This is a genomic window from Acidobacteriota bacterium, assembly GCA_016716715.1.
In the GTDB taxonomy this organism is placed as follows: domain Bacteria; phylum Acidobacteriota; class Thermoanaerobaculia; order UBA5066; family UBA5066; genus Fen-183.
Genome location: JADJVE010000002.1, coordinates 1 through 14,301, shown reverse-complemented (window position 1 = coordinate 14,301; position 14,301 = coordinate 1). Strand labels below are relative to the sequence as shown.

The following is a 14,301-nucleotide window of genomic DNA, read 5'->3' as shown; positions in this document are numbered from 1 at the left end:
CCCGCCGGCGCGCGATGGGAGATCGACTTCGACGCGAAGCGCGGAGTAGCCGCCCGCGCCGCGCGGGAGATCGCCGTCCGCGTCAATCGGGCCGCAGGCGCGCGAGGCTTCAATCCGCATACAGTTCGCGCATATGAAGCCGGCCCTCGCACTCGTCTCCGCGGCCGTGCTCCTTGCGGGCTGCGGCGGCTCGACGGCCTCGACCGGTCGGCCGTGGCGGAGGGCCGCGCGCTCTACCTCTCGTTCGGCTGCGCCGCCTGTCACGGCCCGGAGGGGCGCGGCGACGGGCCGGCAGCGCCGTCCCTCCACGCGCCGCCGCGGGACCTCCACGACGCCGCCTCGTTCAAGAACGGCCACACGGTCCCCGGCATCGCGGGGAGCATCATGAACGGCGTCGGCGATGGCAGCACCGGAATGATGGCCTTCCCCCACATCGCGGGGAAGGACCGGCTGAAGATCGCGGCCTTCGTTGCGTCTCTCGCGTCCGCGAGCCCGGGCGCGAACGGCTCGCCGCCCGTGCTTGAAGTCCGCGACGCGTGGGTCCGCGAGCCGGCGCCCGGCCAGACGGTCGGAGCCGGGTACTTCACGATCGTCAACGCGGGCGGCAAGGCGATCGACTTGATCTCGGCGTCGACGCCCGACGCGTCCGCCACCGAGCTGCACGAAATGCGCATGCAGGACGACCGAATGGAGATGCGCCCGCTGGACGCGATTCCGATCCCGGCAAAGGGCTCCGTCCGGCTCGCAACGGGCGGCCTGCATCTCATGTTGATCGACCTGAAGCGCCGCTTGAAGGCTGGTGACACCGTCGTTCTGACCCTCGGCTTCCGCGACGGCACCTCGAAACGCGTCGAAGCGAAGGTCATCAACCCGGATCGCGCGGCGGCGTCCGACGCGCCGCCGCTGATCGATCCGGGCGACTTCACTCTCGTCGACCAGGAAGGGCGCCCGTTCCGCCTCTCGAGCCTGCGGGGCAGGGTGGCCCTGCTCTTCTTCGGATACACGCGTTGCCCTGACGCCTGCCCGGCGATGATGTCGAAGCTTAGCCGCGCCTGGCAGCTTCTCGGTCCGGACGGGCGGGACGTGTCGATCCTCTTCGTCAGCGTCGACCCGCGGGACACGCCGGCCCTCCTCAAGGAGTACCTCTCGTACTTTGCGGTCCCCGCCGTCGGGCTGACGGGCTCCAAGGAAGAGGTAAACAAGGTGGTGAAGCAGTTTGCAGCGTCCGTGATCGCCACGCCGGGACGCTCCGCCGCCGGGACTCTCTACTCCCACACGACGAGCCTCTACGTTCTCGGAGCGGGCGGCGGAGTGGAACGGCTCGTGCCGGCCGACAGCCCCCCGCAGGAAATTCGGGCGGCGGTACTCGCCGCCCGCCGGCGCTGACACGGCTGACACCGCCGCGGCCGGTGCGACCATTTGCCGCATCGTGCACGTGCATCGTTTCCGGAGTGCCTCCGCGTTCCGCACCATCGCCCGGAGGCGCTGGCCGTGAACGCGCCCGCGCACGGAGCACGAGCAGATGCACACGACGAACTCCCCGGCACGACAGCGGGCGATGCTGCCCTCCTTCGCGACCCTGACCACCATCCTGATTCTCGGCCCGGCGGGCACGGCCGCGGGGCAGACCGCTCCTGCTGCCTCGCCCGATGAGCGCCGGGAAACCCACGCGCAGGTCGCCGTCACCGCGCCCAAGACCGACGTCTCGCCGGCACCCACATGCGAGCTCGACGAGGCCGCGCTCGCGGCTCTTCGTCCCTCCACGAGCGACACGGCGAGCCTCCTCCGGGACGTCCCCGGCGTCGCCCTCCACACCGGCGGCGGGGTCTCGAGCCTGCCCGTGATTCACGGCCTGGCCGACGACCGCCTTCTCGTGAAGATCGACGGCATGCCCCTCGCCTCCGCATGCCCGAATCACATGAACTCGCCGCTCTCCTACATCGACCCGACGAACGTCGCGAGCGTCAAGGTCTTCGCCGGCATCGCGCCCGTCAGCGCCGGCGGTGACAGCATCGGCGGCACGATCCTCGTCGACTCGGCCGCGCCCGAGTTCGCGAAGGCGGGGCAGGGCACCCTCGTCAAGGGCGGGGCCGGCGCCTTCTATCGCAGCAACGGAAACGGCTGGGGCGCCAATCTCGCGGCGCTCGTGGCGGGCCCCACATTCAGCGTGACGTACAACGGCTCGCTCGCGCAGTCCGAGAACTACTCGGCGGCGAAGGACTTCAAGCCGTCCGGGCCCGCCGCGATGGGACAGGGTTGGCTGGAGGGCGACGTCGTCGGATCGTCCCGGTTCAAGGCGTGGAACCACGAAGTCGGGTTCGCGCTGAAGCTCGACGCCCACGTCGTCGAGGTGAAGCTCGGTCTGCAGGACATTCCGTACGAGGGGTACCCGAACCAGCGCATGGACCTGACCGGGAACGACAGCAAGCACGTCAACCTCCACTACACGGGCCGGTTCTCGTGGGGCGTCCTCGAGGCGCGCGCCTACGCCGAGAAGACGCAGCATTCGATGAACTTCGGCGACGACAAGCAGTTCTGGTACAGCGGCACGATTCCCGGCATGCCCATGGACACCGAGGGACGGAACTCCGGAGCCCTCGTCAGGGCGGCCGTCGCGCTCTCTCCGGGCAACACCCTCACGGCGGGCGCCGAATACCAGCGCTTCCGGCTGGACGACTGGTGGCCGCCCTCCGGCGGCATGATGGCGCCGAACACGTTCTGGAACATCAACGACGGGCAGCGGGACCGCCTCGGCGTCTTCGCCGAATGGGAGACGCGCTGGAACCCGCGCTGGACGACCCAGCTCGGGCTGCGCAGCGACACGGTCCAGTCGGACACGGGCCCGGTGCAGGGTTACTACAACACGAACATGATGGCCCAGTATCTTTCCGAATCGACGGCGTTCAACGCCGCCGACCGCCAGCGGACCGACCACAACTGGGACGCGACCGCGCTCGTTCGCTTCGCGCCGGATGCGGGGCAGTCGTATGCCGCTGGCTTCGCCCGCAAGACCCGTTCGCCCAACCTCTATGAGCGCTACGCGTGGTCGACCGGCGGGATGGCGATGGTGATGAACAACCTGGTTGGAGACGGAAACGGCTATGTCGGGAACCTCGACCTGAGGCCCGAGGTGGCGAACACCGTCAGCTTGACGGCCGACTGGCACGACGCTTCCCGGGACGTCTGGGGGCTGACCGTCACGCCCTACTTCACGGCCGTCCACGACTACGTCGACGCCGTCCGCTGCAGCTCGGCGAACATGACCTGCGGCGCCATGAACGCGATGGCCACGACCGGCTTCGTCTACCTCCAGTACGCGAATCAGTCGGCCCGGCTTTACGGCGTGGATGTCTCCGGCCACACGCTCCTCGCGAAGGGCGGCGCCGGCAGGCTCGACGCGAACCTCGTCGCCGCCTTTGTCCAGGGAGAGAACCGGACGTCGGGCGGCGACCTCTACGACGTGATGCCGCTCAACGCGAAGCTGGCGCTCGTCCATCGCCTCGGCGGCTGGACGAACACGGCCGAGGTCCAGGCGGTGTCGGCCCGGACGCGCGTCTCGGCGGTGCGGAACGAAGTCTCGACGGCGGGCTACGCGCTGGTCAACCTGCGCAGCAGCTACACGTGGAAGCAGTTTCGCTTCGATCTCGGCCTCGAGAACCTCCTCAACACCCTCTATTCACTCCCGTTGGGCGGGGCGTACGTGGGGCAGGGGATGACGATGTCGGGAGCGGGCGTTCCGTGGGGAATCAACGTTCCCGGCCCGGCGCGCTCGATCTACGCCGCGCTGAACGTCAAGATCTGACTTCGGCCGCGTGAGCCCGGCGCGCACCGCGCGCCGGGCCCCTGTGCGTCAATTCGCCGCATTCCCGGACGCGTCGCTGTCGCGGACCATCCGGTCCATGCACACGATTGCGACCCCGACTCGATTTCAACGGACGTCCGTTCACCTGCTCGCCCTCGCGCTCTCACTCGCGTGCGTTCCGCTGCGCGCCGACGAGGCCGAGGAGCCCGCTCCGAAGAAGAAGGAAGCCGACGTCGTCGTGACGGCGCCCAAGCCGGCCGCGTACGAGTCGCCCGCCGGCCAGACGACGACGACGATCCCGGGCGAGTCGTTCAAGAACGCGACGGCTTTCTCGATCGGTGACGTCCTGATCCAGACGCCCGGTGTCACGGTCCAGCAGGGCAATGGGCCGCGCGACGTCTCCGTCTCCGTCCGCGGCTCGAACGCGCGCCAGACGTTCGGCATCCGCAACATCCAGGTCCTCGAAGACGGCTTCCCGTTCACGCAGCCGGACGGCCTCGCGCGGACCGACCTCATGGACCCGCACGCGTACGCCGGGATCGACGTCTTCCAGGGCCCCGCGGGCGCGCTCTATGGCAACTACGCGACGTCCGGCGCCGTGAACTTCAGGACGCGCACCGGCCTCGAGATCAACGGCGCCGAGGTGGGCGGCGACGTGGGCGGCTTCGGGTACAAGAACGGATACGTGAGCTTCGGGCACCGGCAGGGAGCGTGGGACTACGCGCTCTTCGGAAGCTACGTCGGGGGGGACGGCTTCACTTCGCACACGGCGTACCACACGACGACGCTGAACTTCCTCACGACGTACACGGCCACACCGAAGGACCGCATCACGGTCAAGTTCGTGAACAACGACCTCGACTCGGACCTCTCGATCCGTCTCTCTCTGGTCCAGTTCAACCTCAATCCGTTTCAGAAAGGCTGCGAGGCGCTCGCCGGCACGGGCTGCGCGTCGGTGTCCGTCTTCGCGAACGGCGTGAACGGGCCGCGCGTCAGCCTGAGCGCCGAACAGGCGTCCCTCGGCCGTCACGACCGCCGGACGATCACGGCGGGGCGCTGGGAGCACGACTTCGCCGAAGGGGTCACTTGGCGCACCCAGCTCGTCTGGGACAACCGCGACATCAAGCAGCCCACGAGCGCGACGGCGGCCGTCGGGACGTACCCCTCGTTCAACCTCATGAGCGACGTCACGGCGAACGGGCGGCTTTTCGGTCTTCCCGCGCGGCACTACGGCGGCGTCTTCGCGAACTGGGAGAACATCAACTCGACCACGTACAACACGGCGCCGGGCGGCGACGTGAGCCCGACGCCGGGCAGCCCGGCCAGTCTCGGGGCGGTCACGCAGACGGTTCTCGGGCACCATCTGAACTACGGGGCGCGGGTGCGCGAGGAAGTCGATTTCGCCCGCGGCTGGACGGCCGTCGCCGGGGTGGGCGTCGAGAACACGAAGCTCGAGGCGCAGGCGCGCAACTGGACCTACCCGCTGGCGGCGCCGCCGACGTGGGCGACGATCGACGCCAACCGGACGTTTTTCAACGTCGCGCCGGATGTGTCGCTCTCGTTTCAGCCGGCGAAGGAGTGGCAGTTCCGCGCGCGCGTCGCGGGCGGATACGGAACGCCGCAGGCGACGAATCTCTTCGTCACGCCGCAGGGAGCCCCGGGGAACAACACGGACCTCAAGCCGCAGACGAATCTCGGCGTCGACCTCGGCGTCGACTGGACGGTCGCGGGCTCGCTGAAGGCCGGCGTCATCGGCTTCTGGGAATTCTTCCGGAACGAGCTCGTCAGCCAGTCGCCGGGCGCGAACCTCCAGAGCTTCACGTTCAACGCACCGCGCTCCGAGCACCGGGGCGTCGAGGTCACACTGGACTGGCGGCCGCTTTCGACGGCCGTGCCGGGGCTCCAGCTCTCGGGGGCGTACCTCTACAACAACCAGGTCTACACGGAGTACGTCGAGCGGCTGAGCGCCGGCACGCAGTCCACCGCCTTCGACCGGTCCGGAAACAAGCTCCCCGGCGTCCCGCCGCATTACGTCCACGCCCGCGTCGGCTACGACCAGCTCACCGGCCTGCTGCGCGGCCTCGGCTTCTACGTCGACTCGGACTACCGCGCCGCGACGCCGATCGACAACGCGAACCTCGTGAGCGTCCCGAGCTACGTCCTCTGGTCGGCGAACCTCCATTACGACCGCGATCTGGGTTCCGGGCTCGTCAAGGGTGTGCGCCTCTTCCTCGAGGTCCGAAACGCGTTCGACGCGACGTACGTTGGGTCGGCCTCGAACGTCTCGAACACGATCAGCCCGGCGACGGGCGAGCAGAACGGCGCGGCCTCGGTGTCGGCCGCGACGGGCGCGATCTGGGCCGGCGCCCCGCGGACCGTTTCCGGCGGATTCCGGCTGAGGCTCTGAGCGTGCCGTCGTACCGGACGGTTTGGCGCTGGCACTTTTACGCCGGGGTCTTCGCCATCCCGTTCGTGCTCCTGCTCGCGTCGACGGGCTCGATCTACCTTTTCCGGCCCCAGATCGAGGCGTGGATCGACCAGCCTTACGACGGACTCGCGGACGCGGGCGCGCCCGCTCCTCCGAGCCGGCAGGTCGAGGCGGCGCTCGCCTCGGTGCCGGGCTCGGCGCTGCGCGCGTACGAGCTGCCGAAGACGCCCACGTCGACGGTGCGCGTCATCGTGGCGAAGGGGGGCGAGGCGACGCGCGTCTACGTCCACCCGGCGACCCTTCGGGTCCTTCACCAGGTGCCGGAGGAGGACCGCTTCATGCGCGTCCTCTTCCGCCTCCACGGCGAGCTCCTTCTCGGCAACCGCGGCTCGAATCTCGTCGAGATCGGGGCGTCGTGGACGATCGTCCTCCTCCTCACGGGCCTCTTCCTCTGGTGGCCGCGCGAGGGGCGGGGCCTTGCCGGGGTCGCGTATCCGCGCCTCGGCGCGGGGGGACGCGTCTTCTGGCGCGACGTCCACGCCGTGACGGGCGTCTGGATCTCGAGCCTCGCGCTCTTCCTTCTCCTGACGGGGCTGCCGTGGGCGAAGTTCTGGGGCGAGTACTTCAAGACCGCGCGGCGCTTGACGGGAACCGCGGCCGCGCAGCAGGACTGGACGACGGGCCGCCCCTCGCGGGCCGAGAGCGAGGAGGGCGAGCACGCGGGCCACTCCGGGATGTCGAAGGGCTCCGGCCCCGGGCGCCCGCAGGACCTGTCGGGGCTCGACCGCGTCGTGGCGGCGGTGAGGCCTCTCGATCTTGCGCCTCCGGTCCTCCTATCCCCGCCCTCGCGCCGCGAGAAGAACTGGACGGCGAAGTCCGACGCGGCGAACCGGCCGCTGCGTGTGAACCTCGTCCTCGACGGCGCGACCGGCGCCGTCCTCTCGCGCGAGGACTTCAAGGACCGCCACGTCCTCGACCGGATCGTCGGGACCGGCATCGCGGCGCACGAAGGCCAGCTCTTCGGCTGGCCGAACCAGCTGCTCGGCCTCTTGACGGCGCTCGGGCTCGTGACGCTCTCGGTGAGCGCGTTCGTCCTTTGGTGGCGCCGCCGCACGTCGAAAGTTCTCGGAGCGCCCGAGCCGGAGGCGGCGCATCGTCCCGGCTCTCCTTTGGTCTCGGCTCGCCGTGCTCGTTCTCGCCGTTTACCTCCCGCTCTTCGGGGCCACGTTGCTCGTCGTCCGTCTCCTCGAATTGCTCGTCCTGCGCCGCATTCCCGCCGCGCGCGTGTGGCTGGGTCTGCCGGCTCCGGGCGCCGCGCCGTGAAGGTCGCCGCGTCGGAGAGAATGCGCGCGGAGGATCCGCGCGGAATGATGGAGACGCCTCGTGACGGACGGCGGGAGATCAGCCTTATCTGGCTGGCGCGGCTGCGTTGGCTGGCCGTCCTCGGGCAGGTCGGCGCGCTCGTCTTCGCCCGGGAATTCCTGTCCGCGCAGATCCCCATCGCGCCGTTTCTCGCCGTCGTCCTCGTCACGGCGCTCTCGAACCTCGCGGTGCGCGCGCTGCTCGCGTCGGGCCGGACCCCTGCGGCGGGCCTGCCCGGCGCGCTCCTGACGCTCGACACGCTCTCCCTGACGGGCCTCCTGATGCTCTCGGGCGGGCCGTCCAATCCGTTCAGCACGCTCTACCTCGTCCACGTCACGCTCGCGGCGGTCGTCCTCGGGGCGCGGTGGGCGTGGATCCTCACGGGCCTCGCCGTCGCGTGCTACGCGAGCCTCTTCTTCTGGTATGTGCCGATCCCCGAGCTGGAGCACATGGGCCACAGGATGCCCGCCGGTGCGGGGCTGCACCTGGACCACTTCCAGACCATGTGGGTCGCCCTGAGCGTGTCGGCCTTTCTGACCGTCCTCTTCGTGGTGAGGCTCGCCGGCGCGCTCGAGAAGAGGAACGAGGAGGTCGGTCGGATGCGCGAGCGCGCGCTCAAGGCCGAACGCCTCGCCGTCGTGACGACGCTCGCGGCGGGCGCGGCGCACGAACTCGGGACGCCGCTCGGGACGATCGCGGTCGCCGCGTCGGAGCTGGAGCGCGTGCTCCGCGAGTCGAAGGCCCCGGACCTCCCGGCGCTCGCCGCCGACGCGCGCCTCATTTGCGCTGAAGTGGAACGCTGCCGCGCGGTCCTCGACCGGATCGCCTCCGAGGGAGGCGAGATCACCGGAGAAGACGTCTCCCCGATACGGGCTGGGGACGTCGCCGCGGACGCTCTCGCGTCGCTGTCGGAGGCCGACGCCCGCCGGGTTGTCTTCGAGGACCGTGCCCCGTCCGCACGCATCGTCGCCCCGCACAAGGCGCTCTCCCGCACCCTGCGCGACGTCCTCCGAAATGCGCTCGAGGCCAGCCCGCCTGGCGCGCCCGTGGCGCTGTGGCTCGACGCGGGTTCCGGCTCCGTCCGCATCACGACGCTCGACGAGGGCCCCGGGATTTCCCCGGAAGCGCTCGGGCGTGTGGGCGAGCCGTTCTTCTCGACGAAGTTGCCGGGGCAGGGGCTCGGCCTCGGGCTCTTCCTCGCGCGCGGCCTTTGCGAGAGCCTCGGCGGCCGCCTGACGGTCGAGCGGCGCCCGCGGGGCGGGACATCCGTGACCCTCGAGCTGCCCGAGGCGAGGGGCCCGGCTTGAGCGACGGCGCGCCGCTCGCACGCACGATCCTCCTCGTCGACGACGACGAGAATTTCCGGACGCGCCTCGCGAAGGCCTTCCGCGAGCGCGGGCTCGACGTCCGCGAAGCGGGGGACGGCGCCGCCGCGCTCGCCGTCTCCCGGGCGGACCCTCCCGAGATGGCCGTCGTCGATCTCCGGATGCCCGGGCCGCCCGGCCTCGACGTCGTGCGTGGGCTCCTCGCGCTGGAGCCTGCGATGCGCGTCGTCGTTCTCACGGGGTACGGCAGCATTGCGACCGCGGTCGAGCCGTGCGGCTCGGGGCGGTCCACTATCTGACGAAGCCCGCGTATCCAGACGCGATTCTCGCCGCGCTCGAGCCGGGTACGGCGGCGGCGGGTGCGGCGGTGGCCGAGCCCGGCAGCGACGTGCCCTCTCTGGCGCGTGTGGAGTGGGAGCACATCCAGCGCGTCATGGCGGACTGCGGCGGAAACGTCTCGGAGGCCGCGCGGCGCCTCGGCCTCCACCGCCGCTCCCTGCAGCGGAAACTGGCGAAGGCGCCCGTCCGGCGCTGAGCACCGCCTTCCGCTACATCCAGGCGACCTGGGCGCCCTGCAGGTTCTGCATCAGCCAGTCGGCCCCCTTCAGCTCGAAGAAGTCCATCTTGTCGGCGCCGGTGGCTCCCATTGCGTCGGCGCAGGGGGGGCAGACGCGGAACGTCGCCCCCTTTGCCTTGAGTTTCATCACGAGCTCCAGCCCGTTCCCGAACTTCTTGAAGATCGGCGAGACGATCTTCTCGGCCTTCGCACTGTTCGCGAGCTCGGCGCCGTGGATCGTCGTCCAGACGTGCACCTCGCCGAGGCCCTTGTCGGCCACCTGCAGAGCCATCAGCAGCCCGAGGATGGCCCGGTTCGGGTCATTCGACCCGTTGGTGACGACGACGACGTACCTCCCCTTCGCGTCCGCGGCGGACGCCGCCGGGCTTGCGAGAGAACTGACGCCGAGTGCGGCGGAGGCCAGCCCCGCGGTCCTCAAAAAATCGAGACGTGAGCAATCGCCCGGCCTCATCGTGTCTGTCATGTCGTTCCTCCTCGAGAAATCTTAGCTCCCGAAAAGGCCGGGCGCCGGCTCGACGCGGGTAGACTGGAAGGCTCGCAAGCGCGAAAGGAGTTCGCCATGAAGTACGGCGCGCGGAACGCGATCGTTGCCAAAGTGAGTCGGTGAAGAAAGGGGACGTCATGTCCCTCGTGAAGTTCGACGTCACGGCTCCGACGGCCATGGCCTCGGTGCTCACGACGGAGTCTCTGGAGGAGATGGGCCTGAAGAGAGGCGACCAGGTACTTCTCGTCGTGAAGGCCATCCACGTCCTCCCGGTGAAGGAGTAGAGGTTGTGCCCGCTCATTCCAGCATCGCCATTCCCTTGATCTGCGCGTAGACGCTCTGGCCTTCGCGCAGCCCGAGCTGCGACACGGACTTCGCCGTCACGCGCGCCAGGAGAGCGGTGCCCGCCGCGTCGAGCCGCACCATCACCTGTCCCGGCTTCTCTTCCACGAGGCCCGCGACACGGGCCGGCAGAATATTGAGAATGCTGGTACCGGTCTGCGGCGCGAGCGTGACGCTCACGTCGCGTGCCAACACCCGCACTCGCCGGCGCGTACCGGCGCTCAAGTCCTCTCGCGGAATGCTCACGCGACCGGCCGCGAACTCGAGATACGTGAGGTGAAAAGCCTCGTCGTGTGCTGCCACGGTGGCTTCGATCACGGCACCGGCTGTATCGCCGTGCGCGAGCGACAGGTCGAGCCGGGTCAGCAGCTCCGCGAGCGGGCCGGAAGCCGTCACGCGGCCCCGATCGAGGAGGACGAGATGATCGGCAAGGCGAGCCACCTCGTCGGGTTGATGGCTCACGTAGATCAAGGGTATCTCCAGCTCCCCATGCAGCCGCTCCAGGTACGGGAGGACCTCGCGCTTGCGTTGGAGGTCGAGCGCCGCGAGCGGCTCGTCCAGGAGGAGCAATCGCGGGCTGGCGGCGAGCGCGCGGGCGATGGCGACGCGTTGGCGCTCTCCGCCGGAGAGGTGGTCGGGCATTCGGTCGAGGAGGTGGCCGATACCGAGAAGCTCGATCGCCTTCTCTCGCGCCACGCGTCGCTCGGCTGGTAAGACACGGCGTCGGCCGTAGTCGACATTGTGCCGAACTGAGAGATGAGAGAAGAGGCTGGCTTCCTGGAAGACGTAGCCGAGGGGGCGGCGAAAAGTGGGAACGAACACGCCGCGCGTCTCGTCCTGCCACACCTCGCCGGCCACGGCGAGGAACGCATCCGGTGCTCGTTCGAGTCCGGCCATGCAACGCAGCATCGTGGTTTTACCCGAGCCCGACGCACCGAAGAGGGCGCTGACGCCGCGTCCCGGCAGGTCGAAATCCACGTCGAGGTCAAACCCTGAGGGGTAGCTCAGGCGGAAGCGGCCCGACAGACGGCCGGGCGCGGCGGTGGTCGACGACTCAGGGCCGCTCACCGAGCGTGCCTGCGCGGTGTCGTGCCGATCCAGTTCAACGCGAGCATCACGAGGAAGGAGAACAGGATCATGCCGCCGGCGAGCCAGTGCGCCGATGCGTACTCCGACGCCTCGACGTGATCGTAGATGCTGACCGACACGACACGGGTCACGCCCTGGATGTTGCCACCCATCATCAGGACGACGCCGAACTCGCCGACGGTATGCGCGAACCCGAGGATCGCGGCGGTGATGAACCCGCGGCGCGCGAGCGGCACTGCGACGGAGAAGAACGTGTCGAGCGGACTCGCGCGCAACGTCGCGGCCACCTCGAGAGGGCGGTCGCCGATGCCTTCGAAGGCGTTCTGGACCGGCTGCACGACGAAGGGCATCGAGTAGAGGACGGAGGCGATGACGAGTCCCGGAAACGTGAACGGCAGGACGCCGAGGCCGAGCGATGACGTGAGCCGGCCGACGGGGCCGTGCGGCCCCATCGTCACAAGGAGATAGAAACCGAGAACGGTGGGCGGAAGGACGAGCGGCAGCGCCACGACTGCGGCGACTGGTCCTTTCCAGAGCGAGGTCGTGCGGGCGAGCCACCAGGCGATCGGCGTTCCGACGAGGAGGAGGAGGAGCGTCGTGAGCGTCGCCAGCTCCGCTGTCAGGCGGATCGCGGACAAATCGGCGGCCGTCATCGTCGCTGCCCCGATGGCCTCAGAGGCCGTAGCCGAAGGACGTGATGATGGCGCGCGCTTTGTCGCCCTTGAGGTATTTCACGAGCGCTTCGGCGGCGGCTTTACCCTTGCCGGTCGCGAGGAGTACGACGTCCTGGCGGATGGGGAGTGGAGGTCTGCCGGGACCACCCACATTGAGCCTTCGACCGGCTTGCCGTCCTTCATCACCTGCGACAGCGCCACGAACCCCAGCTCAGCGTTGCCGCTTGCGACGAACTGGTGCGCCTGCGAGATGTTCTCGCCCTTTACGAGCTTCGGCTCGATCGCCGCGAACACCCCGAGCTTCGTCATCGTCTCGACCGCTGCGGTGCCGTAGGGTGCGAGCTTTGGATTGGCGACGGCGAGATGCTGGAAGGCGCCTTGTCTCAGGATTTCGCCCTTGGCGTCGACGAATCCGGGCTTGGCCGACCAGAGGACAGCTTGCCGATCGCGTAGGTAAAGCGTGTCGGCGACGGTCAGGTTTTCACTGTCGAGCATTGCTGGCGTCTTGTCGTCGGCGGCCAGGAAGACCTGGAACGGCGCCCCGTTCTTGATCTGCTCGTAGAGCTTGCCGGTCGAGCCGGAGGAGACCAGCACCTTGTGGCCCGTGTCCTGCTCGAACACCGCGGCGATCTGCTTCATTGGCGCGGAGAAGTTGGCGGCCACGGCCACCTGGACTTCATCCGCACGGGCCGGGAAGAGCGCGAAGGTCAGGATGAGCGGGACCAGAGTTCTGAGAGGGTTCACGGTTGGCTCCATATCTTCGGCGGATCCAGGATCTCGACGCGCGATATAATCCGGTAAATATAACGGAAAACACGGGGCCTTGATGCGAATGGTCTGAAGAGGCCTCATCGCCTGAGGTACGGCCTGAGGCGGTGCCAAGCCGGCACCATCGCCCCGACGCTCGCCGACTCCATCTCCCGATAGAGGACGAGCACGGCTTCACCCGTCGCCGTCACCGATGTACCGCCGCGTCTTTCCCCTCCCCGAACGGTCGAGACGACCGGTGCCCGAAACTCCGCGTTCATCGTCTGCACGAGGTGCCAGGCGCGCATGTAGGACATCCCGAGTTTCTCTGCGGCCTTCCGGATGCTGCCTTTCGCCCGGATGGCGTCGAGCAGGTCAGCCTTTCCGGGTCCGAAGGCGATCACGGTCCCCCTCAGGATCCGGATTCGAGGCCGAGCTCGGATCGCGGTCGCGGACTTGGCAGCAGCGGTCATCGCCTGACTCCGTGTGAAGGGGCACCGAGGGGCCGTGCGGCCGAAACCTCCCTCAGGTGGTGCACGTGCCGTGGATTCTAGTCGCCGCTCGTCAGAACGTCAGAGTCAGCCCCGCCCGGATCGTTCGCGAGTCGACGGGGTGGAAGTGGACGTCGTCGACGCCTTCCGCGCTCTCGCCGGGAAGGCGCGACGCGTAGTAGTAGTCGATGTCGCTCGCCTGCGTGTTGAAGAGGTTGTAGACGTCGAGCGTGAAGCGCGCCCAGGGCGCGGCCTGCCAGCCGACCTTGAGGTTGACGAGCGTGGAGGATTTCGACCGGACGCTGTCGTCCTCGATCAGCGCGCGCGGACCGAAGTACCGGACGCGCACGCTTCCGAAGAAGCCCGAGAGATTGTTGACGGAGACGCCCGCCGACGCGACGCCCTCGATCGCGCCCGGGATGTAGTTGCCCACGGGATCGTCTTCGGTGAAGCGCGCGCGCGAGTACGCGAAGTCCGCGTCCACGGTCATCCACGGGAGGGGGCTCCAGTAGTTCGCCCACTCGAAGCCGATGCGGCGGCTCGGCCGGCTCGGTTCCGTGATGCCCGCGTCGCCGGAGAAGACGAGCTCGGAGCCGATGTCGAGGAGCCAGACGCCGAGCGTCGACTGGAAGCCCTTGAACGCCGTTGAGCGAACGCCGAACTCGGCGCCCTTCGCCCGGGCGAGAGGCGTCACCGGCTCGGCGGGGTCCTTCGTCACGGGATCGACGTGGAGCGTCGCGCCGCGCCCGTCGTTGCTGTGGAAGCCGTACCCGCCGTTCAGGTAGATCTCGGTGTTCGAGAACGGCCCGAAGACGAGGCTGAGCTTCGGGCTCACGATGCCGCTCGTTTCCGTGCCCGAGTTCTCGGGGACGTTGCTCGAGACGTTGAAGCGGTAGAGGTCGCCGCGCAGACCCGCGACCGCGCGGAACCACGGCGCGAGCTGGACGGCGGCCTGCCCCCAGAGGGCGCCGCTCGTCTGC

At 69.1% G+C, this 14,301-nt stretch carries 9 protein-coding genes and 4 pseudogenes; 7 read left to right on the top strand and 6 right to left on the bottom strand.

The window, feature by feature from the left end; genetic code table 11:
• The first annotated feature begins 213 nt into the window (after positions 1-213).
• The 6 genes and pseudogenes from IPL89_02620 (at position 214) to IPL89_02595 (ending at position 9,452) form a co-directional block, all read left to right on the top strand.
• Positions 214-1,386: an SCO family protein gene (locus IPL89_02620; protein ID MBK9062076.1), complete on the top strand. Its 1,173-nt coding sequence runs from the start codon at positions 214-216 to the stop codon at positions 1,384-1,386.
• Between the two features lie 172 nt (positions 1,387-1,558).
• Complete coding sequence (locus tag IPL89_02615) at positions 1,559-3,802, top strand: TonB-dependent receptor (protein MBK9062075.1); 2,244 nt, start codon at positions 1,559-1,561, stop codon at positions 3,800-3,802.
• A gap of 97 nt (positions 3,803-3,899) precedes the next feature.
• On the top strand, positions 3,900-6,209 hold the full coding sequence (locus IPL89_02610) for a TonB-dependent receptor (GenBank protein MBK9062074.1): 2,310 nt from the start codon (positions 3,900-3,902) through the stop codon (positions 6,207-6,209).
• Positions 6,191-7,553: pseudogene (locus tag IPL89_02605) on the top strand (PepSY domain-containing protein). The gene IPL89_02610 and the pseudogene IPL89_02605 overlap by 19 nt, the downstream one beginning before the upstream one ends.
• Before the next feature lie 47 nt (positions 7,554-7,600).
• Positions 7,601-8,899, top strand: a complete 1,299-nt coding sequence (locus tag IPL89_02600) for a HAMP domain-containing histidine kinase (GenBank protein MBK9062073.1) — start codon at positions 7,601-7,603, stop codon at positions 8,897-8,899.
• Positions 8,896-9,452, top strand: a pseudogene (locus IPL89_02595) (response regulator). The gene IPL89_02600 and the pseudogene IPL89_02595 overlap by 4 nt, the downstream one beginning before the upstream one ends.
• 13 nt (positions 9,453-9,465) lie before the next feature.
• Here IPL89_02595 and IPL89_02590 read toward each other — a convergent pair.
• Positions 9,466-9,957 (bottom strand): DsrE family protein, encoded by a 492-nt coding sequence (locus IPL89_02590; protein MBK9062072.1) that lies wholly within the window; start codon positions 9,955-9,957, stop codon positions 9,466-9,468.
• A 96-nt stretch (positions 9,958-10,053) separates the two neighbouring features.
• On the opposite strand from IPL89_02590, the pseudogene IPL89_02585 reads away from it, so the two are divergent.
• Positions 10,054-10,262 (top strand): annotated as a pseudogene (locus tag IPL89_02585) (TOBE domain-containing protein).
• A 13-nt stretch (positions 10,263-10,275) separates the two neighbouring features.
• On the opposite strand, the gene modC reads toward IPL89_02585, so the two are convergent.
• The 5 genes and pseudogenes from modC to IPL89_02560 all read right to left on the bottom strand — a co-directional run.
• Positions 10,276-11,388: a molybdenum ABC transporter ATP-binding protein gene (modC, locus tag IPL89_02580; GenBank protein MBK9062071.1), complete on the bottom strand. Its 1,113-nt coding sequence runs from the start codon at positions 11,386-11,388 to the stop codon at positions 10,276-10,278.
• The gene (modB, locus tag IPL89_02575; GenBank protein MBK9062070.1) at positions 11,385-12,062 is read right to left on the bottom strand and encodes a molybdate ABC transporter permease subunit; all 678 of its coding nucleotides are present in this window, start codon (positions 12,060-12,062) and stop codon (positions 11,385-11,387) included. The genes modC and modB overlap by 4 nt, the downstream gene beginning before the upstream one ends.
• Before the next feature lie 19 nt (positions 12,063-12,081).
• Positions 12,082-12,839: pseudogene (modA, locus tag IPL89_02570) on the bottom strand (molybdate ABC transporter substrate-binding protein).
• Between the two features lie 92 nt (positions 12,840-12,931).
• Positions 12,932-13,303 (bottom strand): LysR family transcriptional regulator, encoded by a 372-nt coding sequence (locus IPL89_02565; protein MBK9062069.1) that lies wholly within the window; start codon positions 13,301-13,303, stop codon positions 12,932-12,934.
• Positions 13,304-13,394: 91 nt separating this feature from the next.
• Positions 13,395-14,301, bottom strand: a 907-nt coding sequence (locus IPL89_02560; protein ID MBK9062068.1) for a TonB-dependent receptor, incomplete at its 5' end; no start/stop codon positions are given.

What these genes read in the sequence shown, in the direction of transcription:
- IPL89_02610 (MBK9062074.1), top strand. Translation starts at nt 3,900, where the DNA reads ATGCACACGATTGCGACCCCGACTCGATTTCAACGGACGTCCGTTCAC.
- IPL89_02565 (MBK9062069.1), bottom strand. Translation starts at nt 13,303, where the DNA reads ATGACCGCTGCTGCCAAGTCCGCGACCGCGATCCGAGCTCGGCCTCGA.
- IPL89_02600 (MBK9062073.1), top strand. Translation starts at nt 7,601, where the DNA reads ATGGAGACGCCTCGTGACGGACGGCGGGAGATCAGCCTTATCTGGCTG.
- IPL89_02615 (MBK9062075.1), top strand. Translation starts at nt 1,559, where the DNA reads ATGCTGCCCTCCTTCGCGACCCTGACCACCATCCTGATTCTCGGCCCG.
- modB (MBK9062070.1), bottom strand. Translation starts at nt 12,062, where the DNA reads ATGACGGCCGCCGATTTGTCCGCGATCCGCCTGACAGCGGAGCTGGCG.
- IPL89_02590 (MBK9062072.1), bottom strand. Translation starts at nt 9,957, where the DNA reads ATGACAGACACGATGAGGCCGGGCGATTGCTCACGTCTCGATTTTTTG.